The 15,491-nt window shown below is 67.3% G+C and carries 16 protein-coding genes and 2 pseudogenes; 9 read left to right on the plus strand and 9 right to left on the minus strand.

What is annotated here, in order from left to right; translation table 11 throughout:
- Positions 1 to 10: 10 nt before the first annotated feature.
- The gene (locus JRZ79_RS13405; protein ID WP_205252351.1) at positions 11 to 1,207 is read right to left on the minus strand and encodes a glycosyltransferase family 4 protein; all 1,197 of its coding nucleotides are present in this window, start codon (positions 1,205 to 1,207) and stop codon (positions 11 to 13) included.
- A 133-nt stretch (positions 1,208 to 1,340) separates the two neighbouring features.
- Between JRZ79_RS13405 and JRZ79_RS13410 the strand changes: the two are divergent.
- A pseudogene (locus tag JRZ79_RS13410) lies at positions 1,341 to 1,581 on the plus strand (IS6 family transposase); the annotation flags it as partial.
- An 83-nt stretch (positions 1,582 to 1,664) separates the two neighbouring features.
- Here the strand turns inward: JRZ79_RS13410 and JRZ79_RS13415 are convergent.
- A complete protein-coding gene (locus JRZ79_RS13415; RefSeq protein ID WP_205252352.1) occupies positions 1,665 to 1,934 on the minus strand; it encodes a type II toxin-antitoxin system HicB family antitoxin in 270 nt (89 codons plus the stop codon).
- A gap of 116 nt (positions 1,935 to 2,050) precedes the next feature.
- Between JRZ79_RS13415 and JRZ79_RS26200 the strand changes: the two are divergent.
- From JRZ79_RS26200 to JRZ79_RS13445, 7 genes and pseudogenes are all read left to right on the plus strand, one after another.
- A pseudogene (locus JRZ79_RS26200) lies at positions 2,051 to 2,257 on the plus strand (GDP-mannose 4,6-dehydratase); the annotation flags it as partial.
- A gap of 157 nt (positions 2,258 to 2,414) precedes the next feature.
- Complete coding sequence (locus JRZ79_RS13420; RefSeq protein ID WP_205252353.1) at positions 2,415 to 2,705, plus strand: UPF0175 family protein; 291 nt, start codon at positions 2,415 to 2,417, stop codon at positions 2,703 to 2,705.
- Positions 2,705 to 3,214, plus strand: a complete 510-nt coding sequence (locus JRZ79_RS13425) for a DUF3368 domain-containing protein (protein WP_205252354.1) — start codon at positions 2,705 to 2,707, stop codon at positions 3,212 to 3,214. Before JRZ79_RS13420 ends, JRZ79_RS13425 begins: the two co-directional genes overlap by 1 nt.
- A 533-nt stretch (positions 3,215 to 3,747) precedes the next feature.
- The gene (locus JRZ79_RS13430; RefSeq protein WP_205252355.1) at positions 3,748 to 4,842 is read left to right on the plus strand and encodes a DUF4330 family protein; all 1,095 of its coding nucleotides are present in this window, start codon (positions 3,748 to 3,750) and stop codon (positions 4,840 to 4,842) included.
- A 60-nt stretch (positions 4,843 to 4,902) separates the two neighbouring features.
- Positions 4,903 to 5,316 carry a hypothetical protein gene (locus JRZ79_RS13435; protein ID WP_205252356.1) on the plus strand — a complete coding sequence of 138 codons (414 nt, stop codon included), beginning with the start codon at positions 4,903 to 4,905 and terminating at the stop codon, positions 5,314 to 5,316.
- A gap of 41 nt (positions 5,317 to 5,357) precedes the next feature.
- On the plus strand, positions 5,358 to 5,789 hold the full coding sequence (locus JRZ79_RS13440; RefSeq protein ID WP_205252357.1) for a VanZ family protein: 432 nt from the start codon (positions 5,358 to 5,360) through the stop codon (positions 5,787 to 5,789).
- A 164-nt stretch (positions 5,790 to 5,953) separates the two neighbouring features.
- On the plus strand, positions 5,954 to 6,745 hold the full coding sequence (locus tag JRZ79_RS13445) for a molybdopterin synthase (RefSeq protein WP_205252358.1): 792 nt from the start codon (positions 5,954 to 5,956) through the stop codon (positions 6,743 to 6,745).
- A gap of 3 nt (positions 6,746 to 6,748) precedes the next feature.
- Here the strand turns inward: JRZ79_RS13445 and moeB are convergent, their stop codons facing one another.
- Positions 6,749 to 7,585, minus strand: coding sequence for a molybdopterin-synthase adenylyltransferase MoeB (gene moeB / locus JRZ79_RS13450; RefSeq protein WP_010902012.1), 837 nt, complete (start codon positions 7,583 to 7,585; stop codon positions 6,749 to 6,751).
- Positions 7,586 to 7,709: 124 nt separating this feature from the next.
- Between moeB and moaA the strand changes: the two genes are divergently transcribed.
- The gene (gene moaA, locus JRZ79_RS13455; protein WP_205252359.1) at positions 7,710 to 8,783 is read left to right on the plus strand and encodes a GTP 3',8-cyclase MoaA; all 1,074 of its coding nucleotides are present in this window, start codon (positions 7,710 to 7,712) and stop codon (positions 8,781 to 8,783) included.
- Between the two features lie 9 nt (positions 8,784 to 8,792).
- Here moaA and JRZ79_RS13460 read toward each other — a convergent pair whose 3' ends face one another.
- From JRZ79_RS13460 to JRZ79_RS13485, 6 genes are all read right to left on the minus strand, one after another.
- The gene (locus JRZ79_RS13460) at positions 8,793 to 10,688 is read right to left on the minus strand and encodes a molybdopterin biosynthesis protein (RefSeq protein WP_136361060.1); all 1,896 of its coding nucleotides are present in this window, start codon (positions 10,686 to 10,688) and stop codon (positions 8,793 to 8,795) included.
- The gene (gene glp, locus JRZ79_RS13465; protein WP_205252360.1) at positions 10,685 to 11,908 is read right to left on the minus strand and encodes a gephyrin-like molybdotransferase Glp; all 1,224 of its coding nucleotides are present in this window, start codon (positions 11,906 to 11,908) and stop codon (positions 10,685 to 10,687) included. Before glp ends, JRZ79_RS13460 begins: the two co-directional genes overlap by 4 nt.
- A 55-nt stretch (positions 11,909 to 11,963) precedes the next feature.
- The gene (locus JRZ79_RS13470) at positions 11,964 to 12,701 is read right to left on the minus strand and encodes a protein-L-isoaspartate O-methyltransferase (protein ID WP_136361062.1); all 738 of its coding nucleotides are present in this window, start codon (positions 12,699 to 12,701) and stop codon (positions 11,964 to 11,966) included.
- Between the two features lie 22 nt (positions 12,702 to 12,723).
- Entirely contained in the window at positions 12,724 to 13,638 is a 915-nt protein-coding gene (locus JRZ79_RS13475) for a hypothetical protein (protein ID WP_205252361.1), read from the minus strand.
- A 64-nt stretch (positions 13,639 to 13,702) separates the two neighbouring features.
- Positions 13,703 to 14,368, minus strand: a complete 666-nt coding sequence (locus JRZ79_RS13480) for an HVO_0476 family zinc finger protein (RefSeq protein ID WP_010902018.1) — start codon at positions 14,366 to 14,368, stop codon at positions 13,703 to 13,705.
- A gap of 59 nt (positions 14,369 to 14,427) precedes the next feature.
- A complete protein-coding gene (locus JRZ79_RS13485; protein ID WP_205251344.1) occupies positions 14,428 to 15,369 on the minus strand; it encodes an aminopeptidase in 942 nt (313 codons plus the stop codon).
- Between the last annotated feature and the right edge of the window lie 122 nt (positions 15,370 to 15,491).

The following is a 15,491-nucleotide window of genomic DNA, read 5'->3' on the forward strand; positions in this document are numbered from 1 at the left end:
CAGTAGTTATCTATTTGATAATATAGAATACATCAACTAAAGTTTGAACAGAATCTTTAATGTCGAATTTATTGTTTACTGTTTCTCTCCCATTCCCTGCTAATTCGCGCCTCCTATCTGGGTTATCAAGTAAATTATTTACCGCGTTTGCTAATTCTTCCGTCTCTCTTGGAGCTACGAGTAAGCCATCACGGCCGTGGGTAATTAGTTCCGGTATAGCAGACACAGTTGTTGAAACACATGCCGTCTCTGAGGCCATAGCTTCTTTCAAGGCCACTGGCATCGCATCCCGATCACCGTTTTCAGCGATAACACAAGGAAGCAAAAATACGCAAGCTTCACTCAATTCTTGACGTAGTACTTCATCTGAAACATGCCCAAGAAACTTTACATGGTCCTTAATCCCGTATTTCTCTACCTGTTGCTGTAGTTCCCCCTCTAAGTCACCACTTCCAATAATGTGGTACTCAATATCGTAACCTCGGTCAACTAGTTCCTTTACTGCCTTGATTGCGAACTTGTACCCTTTTTTTTCGACTAACCGAGCAACCGTTAAGAGGCGATTCTCGACTGTTGGCGCACTTGGCCCGAACTTTTCAGTACTCGAAGTTGCGGGAACAACCGTCATCTCGTTGCTCACTCCAGCCTCTTCACTCAAGTACTGGCGGTTATAATCGGAAGGAACGATTACATGGTCTACATTATCGCATATGAACCTTGTTTTCTGATGGTTTGGATTTTTAAATATTTCTGCTGCGTGTGCCGTAACTGTGCATGAGACCTGGTGATTTCTTGCGGCTAATATTTCGCCACCTTTACTGGAGTCAGCGAAGTGACCATGTATCACATCAATATCAAAATCAAGAGAGTTAATAAAATCAGAACACAATCGGCCGAGTACAAGGCTGTAGACAATACTTTTCGTTGATAACTGAGAGAGCAGACTACTGTTGCCATACTTTATTGCCATCTTAATTGAAGTTATAGAAAGAATGCTATGAGCATCTATGTAGGAAACATCTGCATAGTATGTCGGCACACTTATGTTCCTATATTCCTCATGTGTTATCTCTTCACTAGGGTTGTCCAAAGCAAATACTGCGACGTTATGCCCTCTATGTTTAAGCTCCCGTATCTCATTCAGGACAAAACTCTCTGATAGCTTTGGAAATGAAGTGACGTAGTATAATATACCTAACCTTTCCATAGAGTTAACTTGTTCATATACTAACTCGCGGGGCAGGTGATATAGATTTTGAATCATCCTCCAGATGTCTTTATAACAAAGGCAGTGTTCAGATACGGATGAAGAGTTAGCCGTAGCGAGGTTCTAGTGGTTGATGCCAGAAATCGCCCATCTCACTGGATGTAGCGACTGCTTCGAGTTAGCGTTTGTGGAGTGAGAAGCGACACCGGAGCCGGCGATGATTGAGTATCCGACTCCACGATACCGGCTTATCACTCACGGATGCCACCGTTGTTTTAGCGTCCGTCGGTGTCGAACGAGCCCGTTCACCTGCTCACAATTGGGTTCAGAAAGCCGGTCTACAGCCCAATTCCGGGAAGGATCCAAATCAGGTGGTCGCCAGTCGTTCGCACGTGCTCGAATCCACCCGTATTGACCAGTACCCGATAGATGTCTTCCCCGGAGAAGTCTCGCGTCGTCATTCGAGGACGTCTGGTAGATCCTCGCGTTGGCTGCGTGCGACGTCCGTGTCGACACCCAACTCGTGGAGTTCCGCGTCGGTTGGCTCGTGGCCACCGTCGCCATGGACTGCTGCGACGACATCGTCAAGCGCGTCAAGCGCCGCGTTCCGGGTTGCGCCCTGTACGGACAGGTCGTGAATGAGATCGCGAGCGGTCCACTGGCCGTCCGGATTCCGGGTGAGCCGAATGTCCCGACGACCGTCGTCCCGGTTGGCCTTCGTCGCCATTACGAATTCATACTACGTATCTCCGGATAAATCTGTCCCGGACGGGGGGCTGGAGGCGCCCCACAATTTCAAGGCAACCAGCGGAACTGACCACACATCGTTGCTATAGGACCACCGAGTGCCCAGTCATCTACGGCAACGGCGAGCAGTCCCGGGACTTCACGGTCATCGACGATGCTGTTCAAGCGGATATCCTCGCCGCTGAGGGCGACGTGCGGCACTCGCATGCGGACATCTCGAAGGCCGAGGATTTGCTCGGGTACGAACCTGAGGTCGGCTTCTCTACGGGACTTGAGCGGACGATTCCGTACTATCAAGGGTAACCCCTCGAGCCACGTTCGTGAGCCACGTCGTATTGAAATTCAGGCCGGGGAAGGAATGTGTTGGGTGGTTCCGGTCTGGGGCCACGACAACGCTATGATGTCAGTCGGTGGATTTGGCACCGGAGCGTTTGTATACGATGAATACGTAGTATACGCTATGGGTACGATCTCCGCTCGCGTCCCCGACGACTTGGAGGCGGAGCTCGAAGCATTCATCGACGCCGAGCGCCTCGACCGAAGCACGGCCATTCGAAAACTCCTATCGGAGAGTCTCGACGAATGGCGGACCACCCAAGCCCTTGAGGCCCTCGAACAGGGGGAGATAACGTTTACACGAGCGGTTGAGCTCGCGGGTGTCGACGCGTGGGAATTCGCACGACTTGCACGCGACCGGGATATTACGTGGGTCGATGGCGACCATCTTACGTCCGATCTCGACGACCTCTGATGTTCGTCTTCGATGCCACACCACTCATCTATCTCGGAACGGCCGATCGATTGCAGGTACTCAGCCATCTTGATTGCCGCCGCCTTATCCCAGAACGCGTCTACGACGAAGTGGTCACCGCTGGCGTTGACGCCGGGTATCCCGATGCCCGCCGGGTCGAACAACGCGTCGATGCCGGTGAATTCGACGTTGTCTCAGCACCAGAAACCACGCTATTCGATCGTTTCAGTAACAATCCAAACGTCAGCAACGCCGATGTTGCTGTCCTTATACTTGCGGCCGACCGGAATGCCACCGCTGTGATGGATGACGCCTACGGGCGTGATATTGCTGACGTTGAAGGTATTGACACTAGAGGAACAGCCTATCTCCTCCTCTCACTTGTCCGCGACGACAGTCTCTCGGCCGCGGACGCACGTGCGACCCTCGACGAAATGCTCGAAGCTGGCTGGTACTGTCAGCCAGACCCCTACGCCCGCCTCCTCACGAAACTCGACGAACTCGCGTGAACGGCAGGGCTTCCTCGCTACCGCAAAATGGCTCGGGGCCGTTCGCTACTTCTACGCTGATATCCCGAAACCTGAGAAGGTTCTGGGGACGGCCCAGCCGCTCGTTTTGTGGATGGACGTGCGAAGACAATTCCATCCAACCACGATTATTAACCAACACTCCCTGCGCCGCCACCGTTTCTGTTGGTTAACACGTGAATCGACACGGCGAATTCGAACATGTACCGAGTAGCTCATCTGAAGGCACCCAACGCAACTCTGGTAATCGCCGTGTGCTGGACGTGGTAGGATACAATCGCTACAACGTCGAAGGTGGCCGTCCAGTCATCGACGTACTGGGCAGCGTGGTCCTCGCGTTTGTCGTGGCAACTGCACCCCTTCAGGAGCGAAACGATTTGGTGTCCCCCAGCGTCGTGGGTAGGAACCTGTTCTAGCAGCCACCGCGACACGCCATCGCCACCGACGAACGCGGCGTTCCGGAATCGTTTAGTTGTCCTGTCGACCAGTCGGTGACAACATGATTGGTGGTCTCTATGGAGTTGCTTGACGACGAGGGCAAGCTCTTCGGCGTCGTCAACGTCGTCGACGCGCTCGTCGTGCTCTTCGTGCTCGCGGTCGTGGCTGCCGGCGCGGCCTTCGCGCTCCAGCCGACGCCGGCGCCCGAACAGTCCTCGACGCACGTGACCCTGGATCTCGGCTCGCACCCGACCCACATTGCCACGGAGATCACCGTCGGTGACACCACGGACGCGAGCGGGGACAGCGAGCTGACGATCACCGACGTCTATCGGGCACCGGACGACGGTCAGACACGCGTCATCGCCCGCGCAGAACTGCAGGGGACGCCCGGCGACGACAACAGCACGATGTACGCGGGCGCGCCGCTTCGCCTCGGCAGAACCCTCGACATCGCCACCAGCCGGTACAAGGTCAGTGGCGCGATCCAGTCCGTCGGTGCGAGCGAGACGCTCCAAACCGACACGACCGACGTGGTACTGGAGACGACGCTCCCGGCAGTCGACGCCAGTGAGGTGACCACCGGCGACCAGCTTCGCCTGGGTGGGCAGGCCGTCGCCACCGTCGAGACGGTCACCACGCACGCCACCAGAGACCCCAGCCGGCAGCGCGTGGTGGTCGGGCTCACCCTCGACACGATCACCGAGGGTGACACCACGCGGTTCGGCGTGACGCCGGTGCGACGCGGGAACAGCCTCTCGCTTGCACCCGACGCGTACGATCTCGACGGCCGGATTCAGCGCGTCGGCACCCTCGAGCAGCCGGGGACAGCCACAACGCGAACGGTCACGCTTGAGGTCAGCGGGATCCGGGAGCAGTTCGCCCGGACGTTCCACGCGGGCATGACCGAGCGCACCAACGGCACCCCCATTGCCACTGTCACCGACGTGGCTGTCGAGCCGTCGACGCTCGTCACGACGGGCGACGACGGCAGCGTCAACGTCGTTGATCACCCGATCAACCGCGACGTGACGCTCACCACCGAGCTTCGGGTGCGGGAGACGACGACCGGGACAACGTTCAACGGTCGCCCGCTCCAGCAGCGGTCGACGGTCGTCCTCAACTTCGACACGACCACCGTCGAAGCGACCGTCGTGAACGTCAATTCATAACACCATGCTACACGAACCGGCACAGCCACCCACTTGGAGCGGGCCGAGCGTGCGACCAGCATGACATCGATAACGACGCTCCGGGAGCGAGCGACGGCCGCAATGGGTGGGTCGCGGATCGCCCGCACAGCCCGCACGGTCGCCTCGACGGCCGCCGCATTCGTCACGGGGTCGTTTCTCTACGGCTGGCTGACCGCCGAACCGGACCCCGACGTGGTCGTCATCGACCTGCGAGACACACGCACCGTCGGCCCGTTCATCACCGTCCTCACACGCGTCGTCGGGTGGCTGGCGCCGATCTACCGGGAGTCCGTCCTCGCGGACGGTGTCACCGCCCTCGGCGCGTTGCTGGCGTGGGTCGCCGACACTCAGGCGGGGGGCGCGCTGGCCGCGCTCTTTGAACCCCCAGCCACACCGGCCGATGACGCCGCCGCTCAGACCGAGGGGGAGCCGCCGGATCGCGACGCCGAGTGAGGACCACTACGGATTTAGGCACCCGGTCTGATCTTTGGCTCGTGCGCCGATTCCCGTTCCCCCTCGTCCCCAAGTGGCTGCGCTATCTCGGTGCTGCCACCGTTGCCGGGGTTCTGCTGTACTATTCGGTGCTGTCACCGCCGCCAGTCGCGCCCCCGCGCCCGGACCCACTCTGGGACAAGAAACTCCACTTGCTTGGCTATCTCTGCCTCGGCCTCGCGCTCGCGTACGCCACCGCTCACCGCCGCGACACGATCCTGACGCGCATCGCCGTCGTGCTCGTGCTCGCGGTCGGCTACGGCCTCCTCATCGAAGGCCTCCAGGCCACCCAGCCAGGCCGCCATCCCTCCCTCAACGACGCACTCGCCAACACCATCGGGGCGCTCCTCGCGAGCGCCTGGTTCGTCGTCGAACGGGGGGTGCGCTACGTGCGCCCGCTCGAGTCGACGGATCCAGTCGATACCGGCCAGTAGGGCCAGGCAGTCGCCCGCCCCGCGTCCGGGGCCGCGAGTGACGACTGTGTTCCGCTGTCCCGATGCTCCCGGTCGTGGCGCGTTGCTGGTCCCGTGCCGGCGGCCCCGTGGTCCCTACGGCCCAACGGGCGACCCTTATCACCCCCGCCCGCCAACGCACGCGCATGAAGGCTCTCTCGGTCGTCGGCCCCGCTGCCGACACGGACGCGGCCGCCGCCGCAGTCGCCGCTGCACTCCGGCCACGCGGGCGAGTCGCGACGGTCCGACGGGACGACACAGTCACCACGCCCGCGTCGACCGCGCGCTCGGTTTCGCTCAGCGACCACGGCGCGTGGGCGGCCAGCGGCGCGGATCGCACGCTCGACGACGTGCTTGCGGACCTCGCGCCCGCGTTCGACTACGTCATCGTTGAGGGGTTCCCGGACGCCGCCCTCCCGACGGTTGCGCTCGGCGACCACGACGTCCCCGACCCCGACGTGACCGCCCCCAACGCCGACGCCCTCGACACCGAAGCGGTCCTCGCGGCCGTCGAGGACGCCCCCGTGCGGGAGACGCTCGACTCGTTGGTTGCGAGCCTCAAATCCCACGAGGACAGCGAGTTCGCCGGCGCGATCGCGACGTTCACGGGGCGCGTGCGCGAACGCGACGACCCCGACGACACGCCGACACAACACCTGGAGTTCGAGCGCTACGACACCGTCGCCGAGCAGCGCATGGCCACCATCCGCGAGCAGCTCTGCGAGCGCGACGGCGTCTACGACGTTCGCATGCACCACCGTACGGGCGTCGTGCCCGCGGGCGACGACGTGGTCCACGTGGTGGTGCTTGCCGGGCATCGTGGCGACGCGTTCCGAGCGGTCTCGGACGGGATCGACCGCCTCAAAGACGAGGTCCCGCTGTTCAAAAAAGAGGTCACCGTCGATGACGCCTTTTGGCGCCACGACACCCCCGAGTAGCCGTCACTCCGTGGTGGCGTCGCCGGTGACCGCACACGACTCCGTGTACGCGACCTCCTGGACGGAGTCAACCACGGGACTGTCCCCACAGATCGGGCACTCCGGGCGCTGTGCGAGCGCCACCGTCTCGAAGGACATGTCAGCGGCGTCGTAGAACAGCAGCCGACCGTCCAAGGAGTCGCCCACGCCCAGGATGTGTTTCACCGTCTCGGTGGCTTGGATCGACCCGATCGTTCCCGGGAGCACGCCGAGGACGCCCGCGGTCGCGCAGTCGGGGACCGTCCCGGCGGGCGGGGCTTCCGGGAACAGGCACCGATAACACGGCCCGTCGTCGCCGCCGGTGAACGTCGTGACCTGGCCCTCGAACTGGAAGATCGCGCCATGCGAGAACGGCACGCCAGCCAGCGTGCAGGCGTCGTTGATGAGGTACCGCGTCCGGAAGTTGTCCGAGGCGTCCACGACGACGTCGTAGGCCGCGATCAGGTCGGTGACGGTGTCGGCGGTGACGCGCTGGTCGTGGCGCTGCACGTCGACATCGGGGTTCAGCGTGTCGACGAACGCCGCGGCGCTGTCGACTTTCTGCTCGCCCACGTCGTCGGTGCCGTGGATGGTCTGGCGCTGCAGGTTCGACAGCTCCACGGCGTCGTCGTCGGCGATGCCGATGGTGCCGACGCCGGCGGCCGCGAGGTACTGGATGACCGGTGATCCGAGGCCGCCAGCGCCGACCACGAGCACGGCCGCCTCGCGGAGCGCCGCCTGTCCGGTCGCCCCCACGTCGTCCATGATGATGTGTCGGGAGTACCGGTCCAGCTGTGTCGCGTCCAACTCCAGCCCGCTCATGTGGCGGCTTGGGTGGACCGCGGCAAAAGCCCACCGGGCGGGCTGTCGTGCGGGCAGCCGGACCCGCCGGGGCCACCGCGTGGCCACTGCTTAAATGCGTCCGGTGCCAGGCACTAGCGAGACGATGCTTGAGGACGACTTCGGGCGGGACGTGTCCGGCGTCCGCGTCTCGCTGACAGACCGCTGCAATTTCGACTGCGTATACTGCCACAACGAGGGGCTCGGCGACACCCGCGGCCCGATTGACCCCCGGGAGAACGAGCTGTCCACGGACCGCGTCGTGCGGTTCCTCTCCGTCGCCCACGAGTTCGGCGTCGACGCCGTGAAGCTCACCGGCGGCGAGCCGATGCTGCGCTCCGACCTCGAAGCCATCATTCGGCGCACCCCCGACGACATGGCGGTGTCGATGACGACCAACGGCACCTTCCTGCCGGGCCGGGCCGCCGACCTCGTCGACGCCGGCCTCGAACGCGTCAACATCTCCCAGGACGCCATGGACAACGACGCCTTCGCGGAGCTCACCCAGAGCGGCGCCTACGACGCCGTCCTGGAGGGCGTCGAGGCGGCGCTCGACGCCGGACTGGCACCCGTGAAACTGAACATGGTCGTGTTCGAGCCGACCGCGGGCTACGTCCCCGAGATGGTCGATCACGTCGCCGCCCGGGACGGCCTCCGGCTGCAGCTCATCGAGTACATGCCCGAGCTCGCCGGCCACCCCGAGTGGGCCATCGACATCGACCGCGTCCACGACTGGCTTGCCGACCGCGCCGACCGCATCGAAACCCGCGAGATGCACGACCGCCGCCGCTACTGGGTGTCCAGCCGGGACGCCGGCTCCACGGCCGACGACGCCGCCCAGTCCGTCACGCCGGACGGCGGCGCCCACCCCGACCAGGGCATGGTCGAAATCGTCGACCCCGTCGAGAACCCGCAGTTCTGCGCGAACTGCCACCGCGTTCGGCTCACGCACGACGGCTACCTCAAGGGCTGTCTGAACCGCAACGACGACCTCCGCGGGATCGGCGAAACCACCCAGTCGATGCGCGCGGCGTTCCGGGAGACCGTCGCCAACCGGGTTCCGTACTACGGCGAGTACATGACCCGGACCGACGACGGCGGCTGGGAGATCAACGACGACTACCTCGACGTCGAGGGCGACCGCGACCCCTACGAGTACGCCGCCGACGACTCCGCGTAGCGCCCGCGCTCACTGTGGGTCGATGCCCTCCAGCGGTGCCGCCAGCCCGCCGCAGTCATCGAGGGCGGCCGCGAGATCACGAACCCCCGGCTTGTCAACGCGGTCGGGGGCGGCCACGACGGTCACGGACTGCGTGCCCAGCGGGACGAACCCGAGATCGAGGCTGGCCGCCGTCGCAGCCAGTCCGAGCCCCGCGTCGGCGTCGCCCGCCGCGACCTTCCGCGCCGGGCTCTCGTGGGCGGTCGTGGTCAGCTCGTAGCCGTCGATGGCGTCGGTAAGCGCCCCGCGGCTCGCGGGACGCTCGGCTGCCAGCGCCGCGATGGCGTCGTCGAAGCACCGCCGCAGCCCCGACCCACGAGCGCGGTTCACCAGCCCCAGGTCCCGGTCGACGAGATCCGCAACCGAGTCGACGCCCGCGGGGTTCCCGGCGGGCACGACTATCCCCCACTCGCGGGTCCAGCCGCCGAGGGAAACCGCGTCGCCGTCGGGCGTCGCCGGGCCGGCAACCACGACCACGTCCGGGACGCCCTCTCGGAGCCGCCGCAGCCCCTCACGGGTGCCCACGGGCAGGAACCGCGGCCGGGCAACGTCGTCCAGCACGCGCGAGAACAGCGGGTCGTCCTCGCCGACGGCCAACACTCGCGGGGCCCGCGCGTCCGGCGCGAACAGCGCCACGTCAACGGAGTCGCCGGCGGCCACGTACGCGGTGTCGGCGGGCACCGTCACGGTGCCGTCGGCGTCCACCAGGCTCGTGGTCGCGCCGCTGCCCTTGTCCACGGGGTACACCAGGCGGTCGCCGGTGCCGTCCTCGACCAGCCCCACCGGGAGCAGCCGCCGCCGCCCCTCCGCGGAGCGCTCCTGGCGCGCCATCTCCCCGGTCACCACCGTCGGCTCGGGCTGGCCCCGGCCGGCGGCTTCGCGGACGACCGGCGCAACGAACACCCGGAAGATGGTCAGCGCCGACACCGGATAGCCCGGCAGTCCGACGTACGCCGTCCCCTCGATCTCCCCGACGAGCATGGGCTTGCCGGGTTTCACCGCGACCCCATGCAACAGCAGGTCGCCGCGCTCCTCGGCCACCCGGTAGATGACGTCCACCGCGCTCGCGGACGTCGACCCCGAGGACAACACGAGATCGCAGTCGGCGGCGCTCTCCACGAGCAGCCGCTCCATCTCCGCGTAGTCGTCGCCCGCGTGGGGGTACACCACCGGCTCGCCGCCCGCCGCCTCCACGGCGGCCGCGATCGTGTGGCTGTTCACGTCGTGGATCTGGCCGGCCGCGCTGTCCAGGGGGTCGCCGGGCCGCACCAGCTCGTCGCCGGTCGAGATGATGCCCACGGTGGGCGCGCCCCGAACGCGCACCGACCCGACGCCCAGCGCCGACAGCACGCCGATCTCCCGGGCGGTCAGCTTCGTCCCCGGGCCGATTGCCCGCGACCCCGCAGCGATGTCCGCGCCCGCCAACATCACCGCGGTCCCGGGCGCGACGCTCGTCCGCACGTCGACCGCGTCGCCGCCGTCGGCCTCCGTCGTCGCCTCCACTTTCACCACCGCGTCAGCCCCCGGCGGCATGACCGCGCCCGTCGACACCACCACGGCGCGCCCGGCTGTCACCTCGACCGCGGGCTCCTCGCCGGCGTGCACCGTGCCCGCGACCGACAGCCGCGCCGGATCGGCTTCGCTCGCGCCGAACGTGTCCGCGGCCCGCACCGCGTACCCGTCCATGCTCGCGCGGTCGAACCCCGGCACGTCGATGGTGGCGTCCACGCGCTCCGCGAGCACGCGCCCCCGGGCCTCCGCCAGCGGCACCGTCTCGGGCGCCGGCGTCACGTCCAGGGCGGCCAGCACCTCCCGAGCGCGCGCCGGCGACGCGAGATCCCGGAACTCCCGGCGGTCGTCGCTCACGCCGACCACTCCCACTGTTCGACCGCCACGGTCGTTCCCGCGTCGTACCCCTCGCAGTCCTCGGGCACCACCACCCAGCCGTCCGCCAGCGCGACACTCGACAACACGCCCGACCCGCCCGCGCGCGTCGGCGTCACGGTCGGCCGCCCGTCCTCGTCGCCGTGCCGGGTCACGCGCACGAACGACCGCGTCCCCGGCTCGCTCGCGATCTTCCGCGCGAGCACGGCGTCAGTCGTCGGGTGAGCGGTCGCGGGAGCGTGGCCCACCGCCTTGAGAAGCGGGCGGAGGAACTGCACGGCGTTCACGATGGCCGCCACCGGATACCCCGGCAGCGCCACCACCGGCGTGTCGTCGACGACGCACAACGCCACCGGGTGCCCGGGCTGCAACGCCACCCCGTGCACGAGCACCGTCCCGAGGTCCGCGATCACCTCGGGTACGTGATCGCGCGCACCCACCGAGGAGCCGCCGGTGGTCACCACGACGTCGTGGCTGTCGACGGCCTCGCGGATCGCCGTCCGGAGGGCGGCCTCGTCGTCCGTGACGACACCGCGACGGGTCGGCACGCCGCCCCACCGCGAGACGTACTGGGCGACGGTCCCGCCGTTCGTTTCGACCACCTCCCCCGGTCCCGGGTCGGCGGCCACCAGCTCCTCGCCGGTCGGGAGCACGCCCACCGTCGGGCGCTCGTACACCGCAACGGCGTCCACGCCCGCGGATTTCAGCAGCCCGAGGTCCGACGGCCGCAGCCGGTGGCCGGCGTCGTAGAGGTGTTGGCCGTCGCTCACGTCCTCCCCGACCGGCGCGACGTTCGCGCCGCCGGCCGCCGCCGCGAACACGTCGACCCGGTCGCCGCGGCGCTCGGCGTCCTCGATCATCACCACGGCGTCGGCACCCGCCGGCAGCTCGCTGCCCGTGTGCACGCGCACCGCCTCCCCCGGTCCCACGCTGCCGGTGCCCACGTCCAGGACGACCGGCGACCGATCACTCGCCCCGAACGTGTCCGCGGCGCGCACCGCGAACCCGTCCATGGCCGCCCGCTCGTAGTGGGGCACCGCGCGCGGTGCCTCGACGTCCGCTGCGAGCACGCGCCCGTCGGCGTCACCGAGCGCCACCCGCGCCGTGCGCGCCAGCGGGTCGACAGCCGCCAGGAGGCGCTCGCGCGCCTCAGCCACCCGAGTCCGCTCCTTGAACCCGGCCGTCCTGCGGTCATCAGTCATACGCCACGCATGGCAACGAGCACGCAAAAACCCACGCGACGCCGGCCGCCCCCGGCTACGCGTCCTCCCAGTCGATCCACTCGCGCTCCCAGCCCGGGCGGGACTGCGCCGCCTCGCGCACGCGCTCGCGGTCCTCGCGCACGGTGCGGTTGCGTTCGACGGCGCTGGCCTGCTCGCCGGCCACCAGCAGCGGCGCGAACGACACCGGCCCGTGCACGCCGACCGTCTCGCCGTCCCGAACGGACACCAGGCGCTGATCGCCGACGCCCTCCGGGAACACCAGCCGCCCGTCGGCCGCGAGCTGGCGGGCGAGCGCGTCCGGCACGCTGGCCGCCCCGGCCTCCACGAGCACGCGGTCGAACGGCGCGTACTCCGCCAGCCCCTCAGCGCCGTCCCGGCAGTCCACGAGCACGTCCTCGTACCCGGCGTCGGCGAGGTTCCCGCGCGCGTCGTACACGACCTGCCGGTCGATGTCCACGGCGTGCACGTGTGTCGGGCCGGCGATCTCCGCCAACACTGCCACCGTATACCCGACACCGGCCCCGACCACGAGCACGTCGTCGCCAGCCCGTGGCTCCAGCGCTCCCATCAGCCGCGCGACCGTCGACGGCGCGAGCACGCGCGTCCCGCGGTGTTCGAACGCCTGATCGGTGTACGCCCGATGCCCCGCGTCGACGAACTCGTGGCGGGGAACCGCACGCATCGCCGCGTCCGCCGGCCGCGCGTCCGCGAGCGCCGTCCCCGCGTCGAGGAGGCTGTCGACCATCTCCTCGCGCAACGCCCCAAACTCCATGTACGGGTATCCGCAGCCCAGCCTATTGAACTGCGCGCCTGCGGCCGGCCACCACGCGGTGCTCGGTCCCCGGCACGTCGCTCGTGCGCACGTCGGTGAGCCCGGCGTCCGCCAGCCACGACGCGACCCGGTCGGCGTCCCGGACCGCACCCCCCGGTGTCGTCGCCAGCAGCGCCGCCGACAGCCCGGGCGCACTGCCGAACGTGTCGACGACCGCGACGGTCCCACCGGCCGCGCTGACCGACTCGCTCGCGGCCCTCACTACCTCCTGAGCCGCTGCCGGGGACCGCCGCGAGAGCGTGTGTGGGATCACCGCGAGGTCGGCGGCCGCGTCCACCGGCTCCGCCACGCCACCCCCAACGAGCTCCACGGGTTCGGCCGCGAGCACTGGCCGGATCGCGTCCACCACCCGGTCGTCGTGGTGTGCCGCCACGTCGAACCCCCGCCGCGCGCACTCCACGGCGTGGTGCCCCGCGTCGTCGCCCACGACAACCACCGACTCCGCGCCCGGCCGCTCGTGGACCGCCGCGGTCACCGCCGCCCGCACGGCCGCGTCGTCGCGGGCCGCCGCTGCCCCCAGGCGGTTGCGGAACGCGCGGTCGGTGTCGCCGCCGGCCGGTACGTCGTCGCCTTCCATCGCCGCCGGCAGCGCGACGAGCGCGTCCGCAACGTCGAGCGCGTGCGGCAGCGACCCGATCGACCGCACGTCGGTCTTCGTGATGAACCCCAGCATGCGGTTGGTCGGCTCCACGGCCCCCGACACCCACGTCAGGAACCCACGGTCCACGAGCACGGCCACGACGACCTCGGCGGCGCGCTCGGTCACGCCCGCCTGCTCGGCGACCGCCGCCGGCGTGTCAGCGCTGGCGACGAGCGCATCCAGTACGCCGGTCTCGCGGGCCGCTCGCAACACCAGCAGCGTCCGGAAGTCCTCCATACACGCCCGTGGGCGGCCGGGCGAAAAAACAGGGCGGCTCCGGCAGCCCAGCGCGCTGGCCCGCCTACCAGGCCGACCAGGCGGCGCTCGACTCGTCGGCACCGTAGACGCGTTTCACGTCCTTCGCGAACACCGTGTCGCCGGCGTTCCCGAGCTTCGGGAACTTGTACTCGCCGGTGGCGGACTCCCGAACGTGGATGCCCTCCACCGTGAACTCCTCGTCGCCGAACGTCGCGGTCTCCCCCACGACGAACTCGAAGTCACCGGGCACGTGGAGCTCCAGACTCCGGCTGCCCTCGTCGCTGCCCTCCTTGGGGTGGACGGTCACGTCCACCGAGACGTTGTCGACGGCGCGCGTCCAGACGGTCTCGATGTCCTCGACGTCGGCCCGGGTCGTCCGGTCCTCGGGACCGACCTCAATGCTCGTCACGCGCACCTGCGCGATGGTCTCGGCGGTCTCCACGATGAACTCGTCGCCCTCGTAGACCGTCTCCTCGGGGTCGAACGACGTCTGTCCGGTGAACGACTCCCCGTCCTGGGACACCACCACGTCGACCGCCTCGGTGTCCTCGGTCTTGATCGGGTCTTTGTGCACGTGCCCGCACGCCCCGCACTCGACTGTCGCGTGGCCCCCGCCGGTCGTCACGACCTCGTGGACCGTCTCCAAATCCGGGGAACAGGACGGACACGACAGCCCAACCTGCTCGCCAGCCTCAACTCCGTGGTTCATACAGCCGCGTTGTCCGCGCGGACGTAAAAACACGCGGAGTCACGCCCCACCGGGCTCGGCTACGGCTGGGGCAACTCGACTTCCTCGCCGTCCGCGTAGACGGTGGGCTCCCGAATGATGCCGTCGAGGTGCAGCGGCGCGTCGGTGTCGCCGCCGATCCCGGCGTCGTCGCCGATGGCGATGTGGACGGTGCCGGCGGCCTTCTCGTCCAGCAGGACGCTGCCCACGAGCTCGGTGACCGCGACGTTCGTCCCGATGCCCAGCTCCGCCAGGTTGTACGCGTCCTCGCCGACCTCCTCGCTGCCCGCCTCGACTTGCTCGCGCACCCGGTCGTCGGAGATCTCGGTCACGACGCCGTCCGCGACCTCGAAGCGCAGCTCCTCGTCGTCGAGTTTCCCGTGGGGCATCATCGTGCCGTCAACGACGTACGTGCCGTTGGCGTCCGTCGGCGACACGAACACCTCGCCCGCGGGCAGATTCGAGAACTCGCCGCCCTCACGAACGATGCCGGTGTCGTCGCGCCACGCGCGGTCGCCCGCCTCGAACGTGATGTCGGTCCCCAGCGGCGTGGTCACGCGGACCTCCGTGGCGTCCGCGACCTGCGCGAGCACGTCCTCGCAGTGGGCTTCGATGGTCTCGTAGTCGGCGTCCAACCCCGTGGTGAACACGTCCGCGGTGATCCCCGGCAGGGTCGCGCCCCGCGCCCCGGCGTCGTTGGCCGCGCCGCGAGCGCGCGTGTGGCTCAGGCTCTTGGTCGTCGGTGCCACGAACACGTCGGCGTCGGCCATCGCCGCCGCAACCGGTGCGGGCGGCTCCTCGCCGTGCTGGTCGCCGGGCGGATACTGGAGCATCGTGGTGGCGTCGCTCACGTCGCGGGCGGCCTCGTAGATGGCGCGCCCGATCTCCTCGCGCTTGTCGTCCGTGACGACGACACACGACTCCTCGGGTTGCAGGCCAAGGCACTGTTCGACAGCGGTCTCCGCGGCGTCGCGCAGACTCATACTCGTAGGATCGACCGGCCGGTGGTTAGCGCTTTCGCTGCCCGCCCCCGCGCACAGTTCACTCCGGTTCTCGTAAATCCCTGCCTCGAAACGGTTATCCGGTGGCCCGTGGGACACCCTCG

The organism is Halobacterium sp. BOL4-2, from assembly GCF_016917835.2.
GTDB lineage: Archaea > Halobacteriota > Halobacteria > Halobacteriales > Halobacteriaceae > Halobacterium > Halobacterium salinarum.

Coding starts and splice junctions, on each gene's coding strand:
- moeB (WP_010902012.1), bottom strand. CDS start 7,585: ATGAGCGGGCTGGAGTTGGACGCGACACAGCTGGACCGGTACTCCCGA.
- JRZ79_RS13445 (WP_205252358.1), top strand. CDS start 5,954: ATGAAGGCTCTCTCGGTCGTCGGCCCCGCTGCCGACACGGACGCGGCC.
- JRZ79_RS13430 (WP_205252355.1), top strand. CDS start 3,748: ATGGAGTTGCTTGACGACGAGGGCAAGCTCTTCGGCGTCGTCAACGTC.
- glp (WP_205252360.1), bottom strand. CDS start 11,908: ATGACTGATGACCGCAGGACGGCCGGGTTCAAGGAGCGGACTCGGGTG.
- JRZ79_RS13475 (WP_205252361.1), bottom strand. CDS start 13,638: ATGGAGGACTTCCGGACGCTGCTGGTGTTGCGAGCGGCCCGCGAGACC.
- moaA (WP_205252359.1), top strand. CDS start 7,710: ATGCTTGAGGACGACTTCGGGCGGGACGTGTCCGGCGTCCGCGTCTCG.
- JRZ79_RS13415 (WP_205252352.1), bottom strand. CDS start 1,934: ATGGCGACGAAGGCCAACCGGGACGACGGTCGTCGGGACATTCGGCTC.
- JRZ79_RS13480 (WP_010902018.1), bottom strand. CDS start 14,368: ATGAACCACGGAGTTGAGGCTGGCGAGCAGGTTGGGCTGTCGTGTCCG.
- JRZ79_RS13435 (WP_205252356.1), top strand. CDS start 4,903: ATGACATCGATAACGACGCTCCGGGAGCGAGCGACGGCCGCAATGGGT.
- JRZ79_RS13420 (WP_205252353.1), top strand. CDS start 2,415: ATGGGTACGATCTCCGCTCGCGTCCCCGACGACTTGGAGGCGGAGCTC.
- JRZ79_RS13425 (WP_205252354.1), top strand. CDS start 2,705: ATGTTCGTCTTCGATGCCACACCACTCATCTATCTCGGAACGGCCGAT.
- JRZ79_RS13485 (WP_205251344.1), bottom strand. CDS start 15,369: ATGAGTCTGCGCGACGCCGCGGAGACCGCTGTCGAACAGTGCCTTGGC.
- JRZ79_RS13470 (WP_136361062.1), bottom strand. CDS start 12,701: ATGGAGTTTGGGGCGTTGCGCGAGGAGATGGTCGACAGCCTCCTCGAC.
- JRZ79_RS13405 (WP_205252351.1), bottom strand. CDS start 1,207: ATGGAAAGGTTAGGTATATTATACTACGTCACTTCATTTCCAAAGCTA.